Annotated in this window: 18 protein-coding genes; 6 read left to right on the forward strand and 12 right to left on the reverse strand. The window is 38.7% G+C overall.

Translation table 11 applies throughout. The features are described 5' to 3' along the window. Positions 1–73 precede the first annotated feature (73 nt). Entirely contained in the window at positions 74–877 is an 804-nt protein-coding gene (locus K6I41_RS15330; protein ID WP_004794252.1) for a sulfite exporter TauE/SafE family protein, read from the reverse strand. A 30-nt stretch (positions 878–907) separates the two neighbouring features. Here K6I41_RS15330 and K6I41_RS15335 point away from each other — a divergent pair, with 30 nt between their 5' ends. Both K6I41_RS15335 and K6I41_RS15340 read left to right on the forward strand, forming a co-directional pair. After that, positions 908–1,660 (forward strand): biotin--[acetyl-CoA-carboxylase] ligase, encoded by a 753-nt coding sequence (locus K6I41_RS15335; RefSeq protein WP_250374735.1) that lies wholly within the window; start codon positions 908–910, stop codon positions 1,658–1,660. Positions 1,661–1,674: 14 nt separating this feature from the next. Continuing rightward, the gene (locus K6I41_RS15340; RefSeq protein WP_250374736.1) at positions 1,675–2,409 is read left to right on the forward strand and encodes a pantothenate kinase; all 735 of its coding nucleotides are present in this window, start codon (positions 1,675–1,677) and stop codon (positions 2,407–2,409) included. 49 nt (positions 2,410–2,458) lie between these two features. Here the strand turns inward: K6I41_RS15340 and ffh are convergent, their stop codons facing one another. Continuing rightward, a complete protein-coding gene (gene ffh, locus K6I41_RS15345) occupies positions 2,459–3,874 on the reverse strand; it encodes a signal recognition particle protein (protein ID WP_004794257.1) in 1,416 nt (471 codons plus the stop codon). A gap of 140 nt (positions 3,875–4,014) precedes the next feature. Between ffh and K6I41_RS15350 the strand changes: the two genes are divergently transcribed. Further along, positions 4,015–4,824 carry a cytochrome C assembly family protein gene (locus K6I41_RS15350; RefSeq protein WP_250374737.1) on the forward strand — a complete coding sequence of 270 codons (810 nt, stop codon included), beginning with the start codon at positions 4,015–4,017 and terminating at the stop codon, positions 4,822–4,824. 84 nt (positions 4,825–4,908) lie between these two features. After that, positions 4,909–5,853 (forward strand): tRNA dihydrouridine synthase, encoded by a 945-nt coding sequence (locus tag K6I41_RS15355; protein ID WP_216070638.1) that lies wholly within the window; start codon positions 4,909–4,911, stop codon positions 5,851–5,853. A gap of 79 nt (positions 5,854–5,932) precedes the next feature. Here the strand turns inward: K6I41_RS15355 and K6I41_RS15360 are convergent, their stop codons facing one another. The 7 genes from K6I41_RS15360 to K6I41_RS15390 form a co-directional block, all read right to left on the reverse strand. After that, the gene (locus K6I41_RS15360) at positions 5,933–6,886 is read right to left on the reverse strand and encodes a DUF6160 family protein (protein WP_144735454.1); all 954 of its coding nucleotides are present in this window, start codon (positions 6,884–6,886) and stop codon (positions 5,933–5,935) included. Between the two features lie 161 nt (positions 6,887–7,047). After that, positions 7,048–9,459 carry a DUF6160 family protein gene (locus K6I41_RS15365; RefSeq protein ID WP_250374738.1) on the reverse strand — a complete coding sequence of 804 codons (2,412 nt, stop codon included), beginning with the start codon at positions 9,457–9,459 and terminating at the stop codon, positions 7,048–7,050. 32 nt (positions 9,460–9,491) lie between these two features. Continuing rightward, the gene (locus K6I41_RS15370; protein WP_151767227.1) at positions 9,492–10,217 is read right to left on the reverse strand and encodes a DUF6160 family protein; all 726 of its coding nucleotides are present in this window, start codon (positions 10,215–10,217) and stop codon (positions 9,492–9,494) included. A gap of 15 nt (positions 10,218–10,232) precedes the next feature. Beyond that, complete coding sequence (locus K6I41_RS15375) at positions 10,233–12,275, reverse strand: hypothetical protein (RefSeq protein ID WP_250374739.1); 2,043 nt, start codon at positions 12,273–12,275, stop codon at positions 10,233–10,235. A gap of 231 nt (positions 12,276–12,506) precedes the next feature. Further along, the gene (locus K6I41_RS15380; protein WP_250374740.1) at positions 12,507–13,982 is read right to left on the reverse strand and encodes a hypothetical protein; all 1,476 of its coding nucleotides are present in this window, start codon (positions 13,980–13,982) and stop codon (positions 12,507–12,509) included. A 304-nt stretch (positions 13,983–14,286) separates the two neighbouring features. Beyond that, complete coding sequence (gene dcd / locus K6I41_RS15385) at positions 14,287–14,856, reverse strand: dCTP deaminase (protein WP_250374741.1); 570 nt, start codon at positions 14,854–14,856, stop codon at positions 14,287–14,289. A gap of 115 nt (positions 14,857–14,971) precedes the next feature. Then, the gene (locus K6I41_RS15390; protein WP_049838184.1) at positions 14,972–15,565 is read right to left on the reverse strand and encodes a LysE family translocator; all 594 of its coding nucleotides are present in this window, start codon (positions 15,563–15,565) and stop codon (positions 14,972–14,974) included. Positions 15,566–15,927: 362 nt separating this feature from the next. Here K6I41_RS15390 and K6I41_RS15395 point away from each other — a divergent pair, with 362 nt between their 5' ends. Continuing rightward, positions 15,928–16,497: a DUF2062 domain-containing protein gene (locus tag K6I41_RS15395; protein ID WP_003653419.1), complete on the forward strand. Its 570-nt coding sequence runs from the start codon at positions 15,928–15,930 to the stop codon at positions 16,495–16,497. A 31-nt stretch (positions 16,498–16,528) separates the two neighbouring features. Here K6I41_RS15395 and K6I41_RS15400 read toward each other — a convergent pair whose 3' ends face one another. The 3 genes from K6I41_RS15400 to K6I41_RS15410 form a co-directional block, all read right to left on the reverse strand. Beyond that, complete coding sequence (locus tag K6I41_RS15400) at positions 16,529–17,401, reverse strand: 5'-methylthioadenosine/S-adenosylhomocysteine nucleosidase (protein ID WP_174743088.1); 873 nt, start codon at positions 17,399–17,401, stop codon at positions 16,529–16,531. Between the two features lie 143 nt (positions 17,402–17,544). Further along, a complete protein-coding gene (apbC, locus tag K6I41_RS15405; protein WP_005303005.1) occupies positions 17,545–18,735 on the reverse strand; it encodes an iron-sulfur cluster carrier protein ApbC in 1,191 nt (396 codons plus the stop codon). A gap of 145 nt (positions 18,736–18,880) precedes the next feature. Beyond that, complete coding sequence (locus K6I41_RS15410; protein WP_013198830.1) at positions 18,881–19,381, reverse strand: hypothetical protein; 501 nt, start codon at positions 19,379–19,381, stop codon at positions 18,881–18,883. 336 nt (positions 19,382–19,717) lie between these two features. Between K6I41_RS15410 and metG the strand changes: the two genes are divergently transcribed. Beyond that, the gene (gene metG / locus K6I41_RS15415; protein WP_250375798.1) at positions 19,718–21,784 is read left to right on the forward strand and encodes a methionine--tRNA ligase; all 2,067 of its coding nucleotides are present in this window, start codon (positions 19,718–19,720) and stop codon (positions 21,782–21,784) included. The last annotated feature ends 50 nt before the right edge of the window (positions 21,785–21,834 follow it).

Raw genomic sequence — 21,834 nt, forward strand, 5'->3', positions numbered from 1 at the left:
AATAAAAAAAGCTCGAATTTCTAAAAACTCAAGCTCTTAAATCGTAGTTCTAGCAAGATTAATATTTTATTCTCTAGTGCATAATCCCTTTATAAATAAAGTAACTACCTACCACCACTAACAAACAGGCAAAGCATTTTTTCAACATTTGTGGTGACAATGCATGAGCAACTTTTGCGCCAAACTTGGCTGTAACAAAACTCATGACACTAATGCCAATAAACGCATAGATGTGCACATAACCAATCGTGTTAGGTACAGAGATGTGTTCTTTGGCACCAAACCACATAAAACCAATTGCACCTGCAATAGCAATGGGTAAACCACAAGCAGCAGAAGTCGCGACTGCTTTTTGCATGACCACGCCATGACGGTTTAAATACGGAACAGTTAAGCTACCGCCTCCAATACCAAAAATTGCAGAGGCAATACCAATGCCACCACCCGCCATAAATTGCATAGGTGTTGAAGGAAGCTGACGTGTTGGGTCAACAACTACATTTGCCCCTTTAAACATACGATAGGCCATCACAACCGCAAAAACACCAATAAGGAGCTGTAAATGCTGACCAGACATCAAATCGGCAATACCCGCCCCTAAAAATGATCCAATCACTAGTCCAGGTGCTAAATTACGAAAAACAGGCCAAAGAACCGCACCTTTTTTATGATGGGCAGAAACTGAACTAAAAGACGTCACAATAATCGTTGCAAGCGATGTTCCGACTGCAATATGCATAATTACAGCGGGGTCATAGTGCAATTGGGTAAAAACGACATAGAGGATTGGTACAATAATTAGTCCACCACCAACTCCAAACAATCCGGCAGTAAAACCAGCAATTGCGCCAATGAGTAAATATATGATTAACTCCATAAATGTTTTACCACTCTGCTCATATTCAACATGGATTTAGAGACTCGCCAACTACAACAACTTTTAAGCGCAAAAAACCAGCTTCCAGAAGTGGTTTTATTAAAAGCAACCACAACTTCGACCAATGATGATATTCGTGAAATTGCCCAAAAGGGCATTACAACAGGCTTGGTTTGCAGTGTTCAACAAACTCAAGGGCGAGGTCAACATCAACGGCAATGGATTTCACCTGAAGGAAACATTTATTTAAGCACATTGGTGCAAACTCGAACACCCTTAGATGGTCGCTTAGCACTTGAAGTTGCTCTGAATATTTTGCAAATCCCGCAGTTACAAGTGCTGAATCTGCAAGTCAAATGGCCAAATGATTTATATAGTGCTCAGGGCAAATGGGGTGGAATTTTGGTCGAGCCACTTTCCCAACACCAGGCTATTGTGGGCGTAGGCATTAATTTAAAAACACCACCAGTGACTGATAGTGATCAACCGATTACCTCTCTAGAAGATTTAGGCCTAGAACAAATGAGTCGTCTTGAACTCATTTCAGAGCTTTACGTTGCAATTCAAAATGCAGCTCGTTGGTTTGATCATGGTTGCTACAACTTGGCTGGACGTTTTAACCACCACGCTGCATGGCTTAATCAGTTGGTGCAGTTCGAACATAGTCAGGGACTGGTTCATGGTCGTTTTGTTGGAATATCTAATGAAGGTGCAGTAATTCTTGAGACTCCTGAACCTCAGCAGTTTTATCAAGGTCGCTTAAGACCACAAGTGAATCAATAAACAGGTGTTCTTCCATGAAAAGTTTATGGCTTGATATCGGGAACACCCGTTTAAAGTATTGGATTACTGAAAATCAGCAGATTATTGAACATGCAGCTGAGCTACATTTACAGTCCCCTGCCGATTTATTACTGGGTTTAATTCAACACTTTAAACATCAAGGTCTGCATCGCATTGGGATTTCTTCAGTACTCGATACCGAGAACAACCAACGTATTCAGCAGATTTTAAAATGGCTTGAAATTCCTGTTGTTTTTGCCAAAGTGCATGCTGAATATGCTGAGTTAAAGTGCGGCTATGAAGTTCCAAGTCAGCTCGGGATTGACCGTTGGCTACAAGTACTCGCTGTAGCTCAAACAGATGAAAATTATTGTATTATTGGATGTGGAACAGCCTTAACGATTGATTTAACGCAAGGCAAACAGCATTTAGGCGGTTATATTCTGCCAAATCTTTATTTACAGCGCGATGCCCTTATTCAAAATACTAAGGGCATTAAAATTCCAGACTCAGCTTTTGATAATTTAAACCCGGGCAATAACACAGTCGATGCAGTACACCACGGTATTTTGTTAGGCCTGATTAGTACAATTGAAAGCATCATGCAGCAATCTCCTAAAAAATTACTCCTTACAGGTGGAGATGCTCCTCTTTTTGCTAAGTTCTTGAAAAAATATGATCCAGTCGTAGAAACAGATCTTTTGCTCAAAGGACTACAACAATATATTACTCATTATCCTAAAGACTAAAACACAGAACAAAATAAAAGGCGCTATATGCGCCTTTTATTTTATAAGTTTATTTCTTTTGGTCATTGTTGCCAAACAGTGGGCCCATTCCGCCACCACCGCCGCCACCAAATTGTTTTTGCATATTGCCTAATGAACGCATCATTTTGCTCATACCAGATGGATTCGCAAATTTCTTCATCATTTTAGCCATTTGTGCTTGTTGCTTAATGAGTTTATTCACTTCAGCAACATCCATACCACAACCCGCGGCAATACGTTTTTTACGACTTGGGTTCATCAAGTCTGGATTACGGCGTTCTTTAACGGTCATTGACTGGATAATAGCTTCCATTTTCTTGACCTGTTTTTCAGGATTTGCTTGCTCAATCGCCTGCTGAATTCCTGCACCGCTCATGCCAGGCAACTTATCTAAGAAGCCCATCATGCCGCCCATACTTTTCATTTGTTCAAATTGCATCAGCATATCTTCAAAGTTGAAGCTGCCGCCTTTTTGCAATTTTTTAGCCATTTTTTCGGCTTTTTCTTTGTCGATTTTACGTTCAACTTCCTCGACTAAAGAAAGTACGTCACCCATGCCTAAAATACGTTGAGCAACACGATCTGGATGGAATGGTTCTAAAGCATCAAGCTTCTCACCCATACCCAAGAACTTGATTGGCTTACCCGTAATTGCACGTACAGAAAGCGCAGCACCACCACGTGCATCACCATCAGTTTTAGTAAGAATCACACCCGTAAGTGCTAATGCATCATTAAACGCTTTAGCTGTATTTGCAGCATCCTGACCTGTCATGGCATCAACCACGAACAAGGTTTCAGTCGGCTTAACGGCAGCATGTAATTCTTTAATTTCGTCCATCATGTCTTCATCGACATGTAAACGACCTGCTGTATCGACAATTAACACATCAGCAAACTGGATTTTTGCTTGTTCAATTGCACGATTAACGATATCAATTGGCTTTTCAGAAGCATCTGATGCAATAAAACCTGCACCAACTTCTGCTGACACAGTTTCTAACTGTTTAATTGCTGCTGGACGGTAAACGTCAGCAGAAACCGTCATTACTTTTTTCTTTTGACGTTCTTTTAAGAAACGTGCCAACTTAGCGGCAGTTGTCGTTTTACCCGCACCTTGTAAACCAGCAAGTAATACAACAACGGGAGGCTTAGCACTTAAATCAAGTGTTTCATTCGCCTCACCCATCATCTTGGTGAGTTCGTCATAGACAATTTTTACAAATGCCTGGCCTGGTGATAACTGAGTCATCACTTCTTGGCCCAATGCCTCTTCCTTAACTTTCGCGATAAATTCACGAGTTACAGGTAACGCGACATCGGCTTCAAGAAGTGCCATACGTACTTCACGTAAGGTATCTTTAATATTGTCTTCGGTCAGCTGCCCTGAGCCAGTAACATTTCTTAAACTCTGTGTGAGTCGTTCTGTTAAGGTATCAAACATTGCAAAATCCGCTTAAAATGGCTAGTTGCAAAAAAATCTTTCTCGAAATAGAAAATTTATGCATAGAATGCTATAGGATACTTTAGTTCGCAGCGAATTTATATCTTATATAGATGAATTAATCCTGAAAAAGGTTTGACATGATTAGCCTCCCCTTGGTTTACACAATTTTGGCACTCATCGCATATACCACTTCTTTCTGGTATCTGTTTATTCGTTTAATGTCAAAACGTGAACCAAACCCATGGTTATTTGCTTTTGTTGCGACTTTGGCGCTCCTGTTGCACGGTACAGTTTTATGCCATGCTATGCTGACACCCGCCGGAATTAACTACGATGTTTTTAATTTAGTATCTTTTACATCGTGGCTTATGCTGTTGTTAAGTTTAATTTTTAGTATTTTCCGTCCCATTGTACCGTTAAACTTGTTAGGCATTCCTGTAGCAGCTATTGGTCTAATTTTAGGTTTTGGATTCAGTCGACCAGATCAATTTATTGAGCAGCATTCGTTAGGCTTAGATACTCATATTATTCTTTCACTTTCTGCCTATGCAGTTTTGCTTATGGCAACCATTCACGCTATTTTGCTGTGGTTCCAAAATCGTGAACTCAAAAAGAAACAAAAAAAACGTTTTTGGGTCAATTTACTTCCGCCTATTCAGGCGATGGAGTCTTTGTTATTTGATCTGATCATTACTGGCTTTATTTTATTAACGATTGCACTCACTTTTGGTTTCTTGACGATCGATAGCTTCTTTGCACAGCATCTCGCTCATAAGACTGTATTTAGTATTATTTCATGGATTATTTATGGCTCACTCTTAATTGGCCATTACAAACTTGGCTGGCGAGGTCAAAAAGCGATTCGTTTTACCTTAATCGGTTTTGTGCTTTTGGCGATTGGTTTTATTGGCAGTAAATTTGTGCTTGAGATGATCTTGGGCCGTTAAGTAAATTAAAATTTCTTCGATACTAGACAGCGTTATACATATCCCGTATAACGCTGTTTTCTTTTTGCTCAGGTGACACAGACTGTGAAACTCATACTCGCTCCAATGGAAGGTTTAACTGACCCGATCATGCGGGATACACTCACATCTGTTGGTCATTTTGACTGGTGTGTGACCGAGTTTATTCGTGTTACAGACAGCATTTTGCCAGACCATATTTACTATAGTTTTTGTCCAGAATTAAAAAATGACGGTAAAACAGCTGCGGGAACGCCTGTCCATGTCCAGTTCTTAGGTAACAATCCAGATATGCTGGCAGCAAATGCAGCAAAAGTTGTAGAGCTTGGTGCACCAGCAATTGATCTAAATTTCGGTTGTCCTGCAAAAACTGTAAACCGACACAGAGGCGGCTCTGTTCTTCTTGATGAACCTGATGTTGTACATATGCTCATTAAAGCAGTGAGAGATGCAGTACCTGCACACATTCCTGTTTCAGCAAAAATGCGTTTGGGTTATCTCGATGAAAACCACACAATGGAAAATGCCCACGCTGTTGAAGATGCGGGTGCAAACTGGTTAACGGTTCATGCACGTACTAAAGCAGATGGTTATACGCCACCTGCCTATTGGGAAAAAATTCTACCGATTAAAGAAGCTTTAAAAATTAATGTCATTGCGAATGGTGAAATCTGGACCAATGCTGATGCTAGAGCTTGTCAGCAACAATCTGGCTGTGAAGACTTAATGATTGGGCGTGGTGCTGTGACGACCCCCGACTTAACCCAATGTATTCGTGAAAACATGAATGAGGCATTATTCAGTTGGGAACAACTGGTTGATTTACAAATTCGTTTTTTAAACGGTCAGGCAAAAACAGAAATTGGTATGGTTGGTCGTTATAAGCAATGGTTAGGGATGATGACCAAAGCCTACCCTCAAGCGAAAGAATTATGGGACCAAGTTAAACGTATTAAAGCTTTGGATGAAATTGTCCAACAGTTAGAACACACCAGATCAGAAAATATTTAACGCAATATAGTTAAAAAAAGAGGGCGATTGTTTTTACAACCGCCCTCTTTCGTATTTCAGGTTAAGCTATTATTCTTTTTTAAAAGCCGCTTACTTTCATTTTAAAGTCAGTTACAGAAACGCCAGTGACACCAAAACTCCCCATTGAGCCATTTGGTAAATTATTAAACGTTGTTGTATTTTGAGTACCCATATTTCCTAAAGTGACATTATTAAGTGAAGCATCAAATTTACTTGATACGCCTGTATTTCCAAAAGTTAATCCAGTTGGATCAACACCTGCATAGAAACCATCAAGTACAAAACCTGTTGAGGTATTTGTGCCAGCAAATTTAAACCCGAATGTAGCACCCGTATTATCGGACACTAAAGTAATTGGACAACCTGCAGCAGCAGAACAAATAGATTGAATTGCCCCTCCAAATTTAACCATAACTGATTGAGCAGCATGGCCAAGCTGAATATTTAAACGAGGTTTATTGGTTTGTACAAAGTTAATATCTAAATTACCAGTAGAACGGATCAGTTCTTTTACACCCGTATTCACTGTCGTTCCCGAACTAAAAATTGATTTTGGTGCATAACTTGTTAATGCATAATCTGATGGACTAGATAAAGATGCACTTGGAGCTAAATAAACTGAAAAAGGTAAAAGTCGAATACCGTTTACATCACTCCCCATGGATACTGCTAAATTTAAAAAGGGATTTCCACCACCAGCATCGACATCCATTGCAATATTAAAAGAAGGATTACTCGATACGGTAGCTTTAATAAACTCTATGCCAGGAACTGGATTTGTAGAATTTCCTGCAATGACAAAGCCAGCCTTACTGTTATATGAAGTTGAAGCAATACCGTTTGTATCAATCAGAGCGACTTGATTAAATTTAACTTTATCAGCCTGAATACCTAAAGTTAAACCATTTTGGCCCGTCGCTGCCGCAAGACTTTGATCATCTAAAGGCTGCATTGCAAAAACACTTGAACTACTGGCAAGTAGCAACCAGCACCCTATATTTTTATTCTTCATGTCGCTCTAATCCTTAAGAGACAAACGCTTATTATTTGTTCAGACTATCAGAATAATATTCAAGTACAAAGCAATTATCCCTATAACCCGACGAATGCAAATCCAATCACATTCAAAATAAATTTTTTATAAAAAGTGGCAATGGCTGCCACTTTTCTTTATTAGTTAAAAGCACCATTTCTAGGCACAATACTAAAGCTACTATTTAAACGTCCACCAGTAATTGCAAGCTCACCTAAACGCGCACCTGCACCAGTTGATGGAGGATAGAAATTAATATCTTTAACACGTAATGCACCATCAATACTCTTATCGGGATTAAAATAAACCGCCGTATTTACGCCAACTTTACCTAAACCACTTGCACTATCTTTACCAACAACTAAAGCAGTATTAAACGCAAGCTTTCCAGTAATATTATCAAAGCCAATTGCAGAACCATCGATCGGATCACTAATTTGAACCGTATTTCCAGTTGCTGTGGCAGGCATGGTGAAATCGCCCAGTACAGTTAAAGCACTACCATCTGCAATTGAACTGTTTGGCACGATCGATAAGTTAAGATCTCCGCCTAAGCGCAGTTTTAGACCAAATAAGACATCATTATTTCTGGCAAAGTTATCAATTGGTGAGGTACACGACCCGGTAGCTGGACAAGTTTTATATTTTGCCCCCGGTAAATAACCTGCTGCAATTTCAGTTGATAAAGCAAGTAGCATCTCTTTTAAACTAATATTAAGACTGCCATTTTCTAAGCCTATGCTTCCATTGCCTTTGACGAACATATCAATATTACGTAACCCCATATAATAATCAGTAGGACTACCGCCATTATTAGCATTTGGAGAACCATCAATTAATAAAATTGAGGTCGTTTTGGTTCCAGTCGCATCACGTCCCGTAGTTCCAGCTGCAATACCAAAACCCAAACGTGAAGTCGTTCCAGATGCCGCAACAACATTCTGGACAGGTTTACCATTGGCATCTTTTGTATAGTAATAAGCACTATTTGCTGGCGCGTCTAAACCATATACAGCAGCATTAGCATTTAAATTATAAAAAGGTAGTGCTAAGCCCCACTGGTTGTTTGCACCATTATCTGCAAACTGATTTGCAGGAGCGACATTCGCACTTGTGGTAAAACGACCACGTCTTGAAAATGCTTGAAACTCTGCTCCACGCATTGCAAGAATTAAACTGAATGGATTAGTAACCGTATCACGGTGAATGTTATGTTGATAATCAGCAGCTGTTGTTAAAGTACCCGCCCCTAAACGAATTGCATTTAAAGTCGCGTTGTTTGGCATTAATAAGGTTTTTGTATCAGCAAGATTGAGATAAATATTTCCGCTGTCGAAATAACCGCGTGTAGCTGAGTTAAGACCTGTTAAGTTGCCAAACTCGAAACCATAAGCATTTAGTCCTGCTCCACCAATTTCTAAAGTGGTTGCTTTACCATCTGCGCCAAGCATTGAATCATTATCTTTAGTGAACTCACCTTTCATACGAAAGGCAATGCCAGAATTACCTAAAATGCTATTACTTGAACTGGTACCAGCAGCGGTATTTGCCGTACCTAATGTTGTTGAATCTGACGTACCGTCCATACCACGGAGTTGTAAATAACTATTTACCATACGTCCGCTAGCACCTAAACGAATCAAACCTTTCGCATTTTGTGGGCTATTAGTTGCATCTAAAGCATAAGGGTTAGCTTTATTTACATTCGAGCTGAGCATCACCTCAATATTCAGGCCTGAATTGGTTACTTTGCCGCTACTGTCAACATATGTACCCGCAGTTAAACCAGAAGCTGAATCTGCTACACGGTTAAAATCAACATAGCCATAGGTAGTATTCGGAGTTTGCCCTACACCAGCAACATTAGTTCCAGTATTTGTCTGTAAAACTAAGCCACGAGTTGGGTCAATCAGCATGGCCCCTTTACCAACAAAATTAAAGTTAAAATTTCTTAAAATTAACTGATTTAGCTGGCTGCGAGCATCCAATTGCCCTAGATAAATATTGGCATTATTAATACCAAGTGTCATGCTTGACTGGCTATTTGCATTAAATAAGCCATCTTGGGTTGTAAGTGCCAAATTTAAAGGAGAAGTTGTTTGAATAGCCAACTGCCCTAAAGTTGGCGAGCATGTAGCAGAGCTATTACAAACTTTAACGCTATTTACCGTAATAAGTGATGGACTACTTTGCATAGAAAAATCGAGTCCAGTTTTACCCGTAGTTGGGTTACTCCCTACATCTAAACGGTAATTAGTGCTTAAAGTTTGATTAGATGCATTACTTTTTTGGACTTTTACACCACTTGCTTGAGCTCTTAATACCTGATCAGCACTTGTTGGTGTACCTGCATGGTCATCCCAGTAAGCATTATCAATATTAATTTCATTAAACGTAGTTTGAATCGAGATCCCATCTTGTCCATTGACGGCACTCAAATCAGCATCTGTTAAAGCTTCTAAAGCATAAATTTGACCACTCACTAACAACATGCTGGTTGCTAATGTATTTAAAATAAACTTTGAGCTGTGATTTTCTTTATTTTTTTTCATCACTTCAGTTCCTTTGAAATCTACATTAACCCTTAACAACGAGGATGGCTACCATCACAGCTAAAGACCATGACTTTTCCTTGAATAGCCAAATTCCCATTCATCATTAAACCCATGAAACCAGTTTCACGCCCATAGTCATAGGCTGATGGAGTCGCTGTAGCAACTTGCTGTGCTGCACTATTAGCAGTCGCAGCATATGTCGGTTTTTTGAAATATGCATAATCATACATATTTGCACTCGAGCCTTGCGTTGTTGTTGAGCTGGTAAAGTTATCTTGCTCAATTGATAAAGCATTGAAACCAAAATTACGGAATAAAATCGGTTGAGCTGAGCTAAAACTAAGCTGAATAGCAGGCTTAATAATTTCAGTATTACTTTTATCAAGATACTTTAAATCAACGCCATCCAAGCCCATTTTTTGAATATTTAAAGTTCCTTGTACGCCTTTAAACACGAGCCAAAGTTTATTACCACTATCACTATTTTCAGCCCAACCACTTGGCTTAGTTGCATCTGCTTGTACAAAACGCTTATTAATCGCTAAACCTATATGACAGAACTCAACGTTCTCACAAACACCACCACTACCATTGTCAAAGACACCGTTAGCAGTTTGGTTTAAATTAAGCATTAAAGATAAATCAGCACCAGCTTGACCATTAATCGCCTGCAAAGCATCATTATCTAAAGTTTGCAGCTCCGCATGAGTAACTGTTGCGCAAAGAGCGAGGATCAAAGTACTTATTTTTTTCATATCAATCTCCTCCTCTTATAGACCTTTAGTTGTAAGTTTCAAGTGCTGGATTAAAACACCGTCAATAACACCAGAACCCATGTTATTACTAATGGCTGAGCTAATTTGTGCTCCAGATAATTTATAGGTGTTCAAATCTGCATTTGGTGTAGTGCTATACCAACGCCCCCCTTCGTAACGAGCATCTGGTAAAGGTGTGCCAGCTGGTACAGCAAACTGAGCTCCATTTCCGGCATCAGCTAAGGTATAACCTGTATTATTTACTGTCGGGTTATAATAAGAGGTACTATCAATACTAGCCCAGTTAGCGCCCTGAGAATCAAATTTTAAGCCTGTGCCAGCATTTCCAGTCCAGCCCGTTGCTGTACGGTACTGCCAAGTATCATAACAAGTACTTAAGTTCAAAAATCCACAGCTATAACTGCCTGCTCGACGTTCTTGATTTTGCAATTGATAGAAGTTTTTAGTCTGTGTTACAGCTGCTACAGTGCCCGTAGGTAATTTACCAAATGAAATACCAACCGCATCTTGCGTACTGTTCCCTTTAAATGCTTCTAAAGTATTGTTCGTTGCGTTATAAACTGTTGAACCAATTGAAATACTACTATGTGTTGCACTAGAGCCTTGGTAAGTTTTACCACCTAACGTCACACTGGTACCACATTGGTAAATATTACAAGTTGAGCCTAAGTAACTCGTATCGGCACCACTATAGTCTGTATAAATTTTCTTATAAATTTCTGGTTTATTCGGGATACGAGCAAGTTCTAAACTAAAGTTTTTACCGTCTGAGCTTAAAACTAAAGGTTGATATAAAGACCCTAAAACAAGGTTAATATTCGGGTTATAGAGATATAAACCTTCATTTGCATCAAAAGTTGGCGCAAGTCCACCATTAATTGCAGGTGTTACCAAATTAGCTTGAGTAGTTCCAGATTCACGCGTGCTCAAACGTAATACGTTATTCATAGCGCTGTCTGTTGGGGCAGTCCATGAACCCGTTGAAGTAACCGTCGTAGTTTGACTACGAATCCGATATAACCAATCCGCGCTTGGAGAGTTATTACTTGGGGCACCCGTATATTGGGTACTATAACGATTTACCCAAGGCCCTACAGAAGATGTTGGAGTATTTGAAGTAATTGTCGCTCTTAAATTAGATGCATCACCGCTATTTAAACGAATAACACCAGCGAAACCTAAAGTATCATTATAAAAAGGACTCATTCCTCCAGCAGATGTTGCCCCCCCTAATGTTTGGAAAAGCTGTAAACGACTGCCATTTAAGCTAAAGTTATTCCAGACCCCTTGCAAACGAAGACGGTTTGCACGGCTTGCATCCGTACTCGTACCAATTAAACCATTTGAGTCGCCATAATTAAATTGGTCTGCTGCACCATTTATTTTATTTGGATTTCGGACAAAAATATCTGACCACAAACCTAATTTCAGCTTATAAGCATCTATACCTGCGGAATCTTTCGTTCCAACCTCATATAAAGGAGCTTCCAAAGCTAAATAAGTTACTTGGCAAGATGGGTCACTTGCACCACTACAAGTAGCTGCACTGAAGTTAGGTACTGAATTTGCTGTCGCAACTTTAAAAATCCATGGGTTAACCGCAGTACCCCAACTTGAGATTGCAGCAGCTGTATCAGTAGACGCGATGCGAGTATTTGTATCATTATCAGATTTGGAAAGCGCTAATCCATAAAGAAAAATATCTGCTTTACCAACAGCGCGATCACCCGAATCAATCGAGCCATTTTTATTAGTATCTGCTGCTGTCATACTCAAAGGACCGACAGGTACATAATTGATATAACCAGTATCTTTAGTACGATCGGTTAATATCTGACTTGAGGTTTCATTAGCGCCTGCACCACGAAATACCATATAGGCATTCTGTGGCAAGATAGCAATACCTTCACCTGTAGTTTCACTTAAGCCCGCATCAGAAAGTTCTTCGAGTGCGAAACTAGCTTGGCTTACACAAAGCCCGATTAAACTTGCCAAAACGGTTTTTTGAAACCTTACCGTATAATTAAGTGTAGTCATCTTGACCTTCCTGTTTTATACGATGCCGCGCACCATATTTATTTTTCTTTAACAATCCTTGATGCCAGGTGAATCTATCCTTTTCACCTTAGACAAAGAGGCAAATCTAAAAGATATTGCCAACCTTTCCACATTTCTATTATGCGGAATATTTGCACAAATGCAAAAAAAAGCATGTAAAAAATTACTTTTCCGATGAATGTAAAGCAGCCTAATCTACTTTCTCGGAATTTAACAAAAAGTTAAACCTGAACCATGGCAGTTTGGCTTAAAGTTTTGATTCGTTAACTGCAAGTTGCTTAAATTTAATGTGAGCGGACTATTTTTCAAATCAACCGTACCAATATTTACATCCAAATCACCAAGCTTTAATAATCCTCCTAAATCAGAAGTTTGTGCTGGGTTAGCTTGTAAATAGGCAGAGACGGCTGTCGAAATTTGTGGAAATAACGGTGAAATATCAATTGCATCTTGTGGAATAATGTTACCGATGTTAACTGGATTTGCAAAAGACATCCACCAACCCTTTTGAGCCACGTCATCTGCTTTAGCGCCTGGCCATTGAAGCATTTGATTTTGTAGAGCAAGGTACATTGGTGAATTAATTGGTAAATTATGAATAAGTCCCAATGACTGAGTTAAATTTAGATTCGCTGTAATATTTGAAATTGTACCATTCATATATACATTAGAAAATTTAGAACCTTGGCCTGCAATGAGACATGCTAATACACTACAGCTTGTTACTGTGGCTTCAACTTTACCACCCTGAGTATAAATACCTGTTGGTTCTGGATAAGCTGGGTCGTGTGGACCTGCGGCATTATATTGCACCGTACCATCTACTGGGTATGAACTACTATGTCCGACATAAATATTAGGAACTTTAACTGGAGCAGATAAAACTTTGGAGCTAACTCTATTACCATTCACTTGAATTGGAGCAATCTCAAAATAGTTATTTTGAATGCCTGGAATATTAAATCCACCATCTGAAGTAACAAAACTTACCTCAGCGGCCCCTCCTAAACCCAAAGCCTGTAAACGACCTGTAACTGCATTTGTTCCATATAAATTGTCTCGCGTAGCAGAAGTTGTCGCGTAACCTTTAATTAAACCACTGCTATCCGATTGGACCTGCATATAACCAGAAATCGAGTTAATGCCATTTGGCTTAGTTGTGTTTTCAGTACCCGCCGTAAGTAGTCCGATAAATTTCTCAGCACTTAATCTTAGACCTGCAACTTCACGGGTGGATGCAGAATTAGGATTTTTAATTGCAAATTCTATGAACGGATTTGTTAAAACCGCAGAAGAAGAAGCCCGCTCTTCGCTAGTCATGGCCAAAGGATTGCCATTCGCATCGAACTTTTGTCCACTTAAGCTCAGATTATCAATATCAATATCACAGCCACCAGCACCATTAACGCCGCCACAACCTAACTGTAATTTACGAATATTGGTGTTAAGTTCTAATTCAGCTTCCAAACCTAATTTATAGAAACCAATATTACTACTGTTGTCGCGTAGTTTTTCTAAATTTGCAGAGTCCGTAGGCGCAATATAAGACATACTCATTAAAGCTTGGCCACGAGTTGCGGATAGTTCCGAATCTGACATAGGGACTAATGTAGAGGCAGCATACGCTGAAGAAAAGCATAAGCTTCCAAGCGCTATCGCTACATGAAGAGACGTAAACTGTCGCATGACCGACTCCGTATCCTTGGGGGCATAATCCTGTTTAATTTCTTTTTATTTGGTTTGCCTAAATTTAGTAGATATCCAAACAATTGCTACCAAATAGACAACCTATATCCAATACATTTGGTTTTAAATTCTGTGATGCAGAACAAAAAAACAAATCAATTATTGATCATATTATATTATTTTTTACAAAAGGAAACTGTCGTTTATCGTAATTCCGATAAACGCATCTCATGTAAGTCTCATTTATAAAATTGGGCCACCTCAGTGACCCATTATTTTAAAATTCTTCTTTATCTAAGAAAAATTATGTCTTAGGCAGTGTAACACCTGTTTGTCCTTGGTATTTACCACCACGATCTTTATAAGATATTTCGCATACTTCATCACTTTCAAAAAATAGCATTTGTGCTACACCTTCCCCTGCATAAATACGGGCAGGTAAATTAGTGGTGTTTGAAAATTCTAAAGTTACGTGACCTTCCCATTCAGGTTCTAATGGAGTCACATTCACAATGATACCGCAGCGAGCATAGGTCGATTTACCTAAGCAGACTGTCAACACATTACGAGGAATACGGAAATATTCGATTGTACGTGCTAAAGCAAATGAGTTTGGCGGAATAATACAAACATCAGATTCAATATCGATAAAGCTTTTGTCATCAAAATTCTTTGGATCGACAATTGCGGAATGTACGTTAGTAAAAACCTTAAATTCACGGGCACAGCGTACATCGTAACCATAGCTAGAGACCCCGTAGGAAATCAACTTTTCACCATTTTCATCAAAACGGACTTGATTCTCTGCATAAGGTTCAATCATGCCGTGTTTTTCGCTCATCTCGCGAATCCAACGATCAGACTTAATAGCCATGTATTTTCTATCCAAAAGGTAATTTCATTGATTGCGACGTACTTTAACGTAAAAAAGCAATTATGAAAACAACGCTTGAGCTACTCTTCTCGATAAGAATAGCTCAGCTGTACATTTAAAGGTTCAGTAAAGCAGAATAACTAATTGGAATTGAAAAGCTGACTAAAACAAGTGAAGCCGTTCTTTGTAAATTAGTTTGATTTAACCAACCCACTTTCTTAGATGCTAAAACTGAACCCAAGAAAATCCAGAACAACGCAATTGGTGTAATGAGTGCTAAGTAAGCCATCATATGAACCAAATAAATATGAAAATCACTCCATGCAGCTACCGGAAAAATTGCTGAAGCAAACAGTAAGGCTTTTGGGTTCAATAAAGTTGCACAGAATAATTCACGAGCACGGATTGTAGGCTGATTTAATTCAACTTCTTGATTTGCCGTATGCCATAACTTAATGGCTAAGAAAATAATATAGCAAGCACTCAACAGCTTAAGAATAGGCGGCAGCAAGGGCAATGTGTTAGACACTTTCCCAATTAGCATTCCCCATGCAGAAATAGAGATCACGTAACCCAAAACTTCTGCTGGAATAAGTTTTACTGACTTCCGTAGTCCTACTTGCACGCCTGAAGAAGCAAGCAAAGTGTTAGTTGGACCAGGGGTAAGTAAAATTGTGGCTACTAAGCCAATAAAAAGCCATGAAATCATTGAATGACCTCACAATATAGTCATCTCAGATTAATAGATATCCAGTCACATGGCAAAAGGTAATTGTAAGACAAAATTTTTCAAATCATTTTTTAATTTACAATAAAAACATTAAAAACAATTACTTATAAAATTACCAGAGAAAGCAGTAAAGAAAACTTTACGGTCAGTTGTTATGCTTTTCAAATAATTTCGTACTCAAGTAACATAAGTATTTTTATTTTAAGTCTATTTTTCCATCAAAAGCCTTTATAATAAAAAATATATAGCGATGGTAAGTTTAAATTTTAAGCTTTTAATAAGTTTCAATTCATATATTGTTCCTGATTTTTTTATATAGAGCACCGCGCTCTACTACCTTAATGATTATGGCAAAGCACTTTTTTCAATCTTGGCTTCCTTCACCCGAGAAAGTTTCAAATATGAAATTTCTAAGGATTTTTGGTAAAAAGACCTTGAATCCTGTGCTTTGGTATGTCAATCGGAAATCGATTACCCGAGCTGTTTTTGTCGGAACTTTTTTTGGTTTACTGCCTATTCCTTTTCACAGTGTATTTATAGTGATGGCGGTCTTACTATTCGAAGTAAATTTACCAATTAGCTTAATGCTGGCTTGGCTAAGTAATCCCCTTACTCTAGTTCCAATTCTGTATATTGGTTTTTGGTTTGGTGCACATATTTTTCATGTGCATATGATTAATAAAGAAATGTTGCTAGGTGTATTGCACCAAATTTCCCGCTGGATTACTCATTTCGGGCATGGACATATCGATTTTAGTCTCGCAAAAATTTTGATGACAGGTCTAGTTGTTGAAGCTTTCGTATTTGCCGTCATTCTATATCTATCTACAGAAATTTTCTGGCGTTGGATGGTTATTAAAAATTGGAAAAGTAGACACCGCCATAAAAAGCAAGAAGAAGAAGTTTTATAAATCTCCAAGCTTCTTGCTAAGTCTTAAATTATTATTTTGGTAGTTTTGATTTCATATATTCTTCAGCCACATTGAGGACATACTCTTGGCAAGCCTCTCCTGTACCAGGGTCATAAGCTCCGTTATTCGTAATATTATTAGATAAGATTCGAATGCCTAAAAACGGAACATTCAACTGACTGGCAATTTGTGCAACTGATGCTGCTTCCATTTCCTCAACTGAAGTGCCATAACGCTGATGGAAAAATTGAATACGATCAAGTTCGTTATTCCAAACATCTGCTGAACCAATCGTTCCCTCAACCACCTCACCTTTGTCATAACGGACTTTATGTGCCGCCATTAATAGCTCTTGATCACCTTCAAATTTGCGTATTGCAATCGGCTCTGGATTAGACTCATCTGTTGGTAAAACATCAAAAGCTTCAACCCAAGTGAGTGAATTTGACCCAGCACCCAATGGTTGTTTAGGAGTTCTAAATGCACCAATATTGGTCGCATATTTTCCTAAAACAATATCGTAAACATGTAGATCTGGGTCGTGCCCACCTGCTGTTCCCTGATTAATGATCGCAATCGGTTTATAACGCTCAATAGCTAAAGCAGTTGCAGCAGCAGAATTGCTCATCCCCATACGGGTTTTAGAAATAATCATTGGATAACCGTTATAGGTACCCTTCCAGAATTTCCACCCACCAATTTCTTCAACAGTCTTATTCTCTAATTTTGAAGCCATTTTTTCCGATTCTACTGGCAAAGCACCCTGAATAATAATCGGCTGTAATTTCTGTTTTTGTTCCTGAACTGTTGGTGTTTGTGAAACAGAAGAGTCGTCATTATTGCATCCGACTAAAAATAGGGCGCTACATAAACTGATTACGCCAAAAGCACATTTAAATTGCATTTTTTAACCTTTCTTTTTAAAAAGTGTAAAGTAGCAATCTACATGCCAATTTCAAGTTTAGCTTTGTTATTAAAATTCAGTAATTTAATTTTTTATTTTAACCAGACAATAAAAAACCCGACTTAAAGTCGGGCTTTAATAAGTTAAAAAATCCGCTTGTCATCACGTGTACGTTGAGGAATCTTTTCAATTTGTTCCCACATAACTTTAGCAATATCAATATAACTATCAGCCGCATCATCCATTGCTACAACACTTGGTTTACCCTGATCGGCATGCTCACGGATCTGAGCGTTTAAAGGTAAACGACCTAATAATGGAATGTGGTACTGTTCAGAGAGCTTATCACCACCACCAATACCAAAAATTTGTTCTTCATGACCACAGTTAGAGCAAATATGGGTCGACATGTTCTCAACGACACCTAATACTGGAATGCCAACCTTATTAAACAACTCAATACCTTTTGTAGCATCCAGTAAGGCAACATTTTGTGGTGTAGTCACAATGATTGAACCAGTCACTGGAATACGCTGTGCAAGCGTGAGTTGAATATCACCAGTACCCGGCGGCATATCAATCATGAGCACATCTAGATCAGGCCAAAGCGTTTGATTAAACAATTGCATTAAAGCACCCGTTGCCTTTGGTCCACGCCACGCGACAGGTGTGTTGTTATCGCCAGTTAAATGTCCAATCGATAACACGGCCATTCCATAGGCATCTAAAGGCACGAAATTTTCACTTTCAATAAGAGGAGTTTTACCTGCATTGCCTAGCATGGTCGGAATACTTGGGCCATAGATATCAGCATCCAAAACCCCAACCTTAAGTCCCATTTTTTGCAAAGCAAGCGCTAAATTGACCGTAGTTGTCGATTTACCAACACCGCCCTTACCAGATGAAACTAAAATAACATGCTTAATGCGTGGATGAAGTGGAACATCTCTTTGTTGTGGAGCAGCTTTTTGAATAGGGGGATTATTCGGATCTGGTTCTGATTTAGGTGAAGCATCTAGCACAGGAGGTAAATTTGAACTTTCTTGTGTAGGGCGCTTCTGTTGAACCACATGCAGGTTTAATTCTTCAATACCACACTTTTCTAAAGCCCCAGCCAAATCATCATGAATTTGCTGCAAGTGCTCTTTTTCATCAGGAAATGTATTAATAGTAAGTTGTAATACACGCCCCTGAACTTGGAGCTGACTAATGCGATCTTTTAAAGCATCTTTTGAATGGGGTAGTAAATAATTTTGGAGTACGGTTTGGATTTCATCTTCTTTCACTTCTTGTGCGGGTGAAAAAACAGACTTTAGTGAAGAAAGCCAAGACATATTGTTTACTCCAAAAACAGATCATTACAGCTTAATGGAGATAGTGTAACAGTATTGGTCCGCACTCGCTCACCTTGAGATGAATAATTACTCACTTACAATCTCATCTTTTAGGTGAGGAGTGCAGATTTTAGTTTAGATCAGCTTATTCAGCAGAATCATGGTTTTTCAATTTATTTAACTTATCAGTTGCTGTTTTCTTTAACTCGTCAAATTTTGCTGTTGCTTGAGTTTTTAACTCATCAAATTTTGTTGCAGCCTCATCTTTTAACTCTGCTGCCTTAGCTTTGGCATCATCAAGTTTATGGCTTGCCTCAGTACGTAAATGATCGAACTTGTCTTGCAGAGTGTGCTGAGCATCTTCAAGTTTGCCTTTCAAATCACTTGCCTTATCTTCAACCGCTTCTTTACCAGCAGCTTGCTTCTCTTTTACATTTTCCTTTAAATCATCCAAAGCTTTTTCGCCTTGAGCTTTTGCATCTGCCGCTTTTGCTTTTAATTTGTCTACTGTATCTTCAACTGCTTCTTTACCAGCAGCTTGTTTCTCTTTTACATTTTCCTTTAAATCATCCAAAGCTTTTTCACCTTGAACTTTTGCATCTGCCGCTTTTGCCTTTAAATCATCTAATTTATTTTCAGTAGTCATCGTTGTTATCCTCGTAGTTAATTAAAAAATTACCTGAATAAGTTATTAGTTATACATCGTTATGGCTTGTTTTCTGACCGTAACTGCAATTTGAAACAAAGACAATACAGGAAGATTCAAATATTTTTCGATTTGTTTATCTGTTCTAAAGAGAAATAACTTCGCAATTAAAACCCGATTTTTACGAATACTCATTGTTACCCAATAAAGATTATTATCCCCCCACTCAAGCACAACTCTCGCCTTGCGCTCGGGCAAAGATTATTAATCTTTGCTTATCCTCGCTCATCAGTTAAAATCTTCCACCTTATAAATACGAATGAGAGAATGAAATCCGTGCGTAAAATTTTAGTCACTAATGCCCTTCCTTACGCTAATGGTCCAATTCATATGGGTCATTTACTCGGTTACATCCAGGCAGATATCTGGGTTCGTGCCATGCGGGCAATGGGTCATGATGTGACTTATGTATGTGCGGATGATGCTCATGGTACTGCTATCATGCTACGTGCTGAGGCAAACGGTATTAGTCCTGAGGAGCAAATTGCGAACGTTCAGAAAGAACATATTCGTGATTTTGATGGCTTCGGTGTACATTTCGATCATTATGATTCAACGCATAGCGATGCCAATAAAGCACGTTCAACAGATATCTATATTAAAAACCGTGAAGCTGGAAATATTGCAGTTCGTCCTGTAACTCAATTATTTGATCCAGAAAAAAGCATGTTCTTATCTGACCGCTTCATTAAAGGTACATGCCCAAAATGTAAATCAGAAGATCAATACGGCGACTCATGTGAAGTTTGCGGTACGACTTATAATGCAACTGAGTTACTTAACCCGCGCTCGACTTTAAGTGGTGCAACACCAGTTGAAAAATCTTCAGATCACTATTTCTTTAAACTACCAAACTTTGCTGAGTATTTACAGAAATGGACCCGTGATGAAGGTCGCTTACCTGTCTCGATTGCTAACAAACTCGATGAATGGTTTGAAGCAGGTTTAGCAGATTGGGATATTTCTCGTGATGCGCCATATTTTGGTTTTGAAATTCCAGATGCACCAAATAAATATTTCTATGTTTGGGTAGATGCCCCAATTGGTTATATGTCTAGTTTTGAAAATTACATCAAAGCGAAACGTCCAGATTTAAACTTTGATGATTTCTGGAAAAAAGACAGCCAAAACGATGTTTACCATTTCATTGGTAAAGATATTGTTTATTTCCATGCATTGTTCTGGCCTGCAATGTTAGATGGTGCAAACTATCGCACTCCAACTGGCCTTTTTGTAAATGGTTTCTTGACTGTAAACGGACAAAAGATGTCTAAGTCTCGCGGAACTTTTATTAAAGCAGAGACTTATTTACAGCATTTAAACCCAGAATATTTACGTTATTACTTTGCCTCTAAACTTTCAGATAAAGTTGAAGACTCTGATTTAAATCTTGATGATTTTATTCAAAAAGTAAATTCTGACTTAGTCGGTAAAGTAGTCAACATTGCTAGTCGTTGTGCTAAATTTATCAACAGTAGCTTTAACAATACTTTATCTGCTGAATGTGCAGAACCTGAATTGGTACAAAGCTTTATTGATGCAGGTGATTCAATCGCTAGTGCATATGAAGCACGTGAATTCTCACTAGCTATTCGTGAAATCATGGCGCTAGCTGACCGTGCAAACCAATATATTGATGAGAAAAAACCTTGGGCACTTGCTAAACAAGAAGGTCAAGAGCAACAAGTTCTTGATGTATGCTCGGTTGGTATCAACTTATTCCGTCAATTAGCAGTGTACTTAGCGCCTGTTCTTCCAACTTTGGCTGAGCAAGTTCAAGGTTTCTTAAAACTTGAAAGCTTTAATTTCGAATCACGTAAACAAATTCTTGTAAGCCACGAGATTGCACAGTTCCAACCTCTCATGCAGCGCGTTGATCCAAAAGCTGTTACCGCAATGGTGGATGCATCTAAAGAGTCTTTAGGTACTCCTGCTCCAGAAGCAACTAAAGCAACGGCGAAAAAGGACAAAGCTGCCGAGAAAAAAGCTGCCCCTGCTCCAGCAGTGGGTGAAGCTGAAATTATCGGTATTGAAGATTTCTTAAAAGTTGACTTACGTGTTGCTCAAGTAGTTGAAGCTGGTACAGTTGAAGGTTCAGATAAATTACTTCAATTGACGTTAGATGTTGGTGAAGCTGAACCACGTAACGTATTTAGTGGTATTCGTAGCCAGTACGCGCCAGAAGATTTAAAAGGTAAATTAGTCGTCATGGTGGCTAACCTTGCACCACGTAAAATGCGTTTTGGTATTTCAAACGGGATGGTACTTGCTGCTGGAAATGGTGAAGGTATTTTCATTATTTCTCCAGATACAGGCGCGAAACCAGGCGATAAAGTTTCTTAATCTGTCTTAATAAAAAAGCTTCCTAAATTGGAAGCTTTTTTATTTTAGGA

This window comes from Acinetobacter sp. AS23 (assembly GCF_023612055.1).
GTDB lineage: Bacteria > Pseudomonadota > Gammaproteobacteria > Pseudomonadales > Moraxellaceae > Acinetobacter > Acinetobacter oleivorans.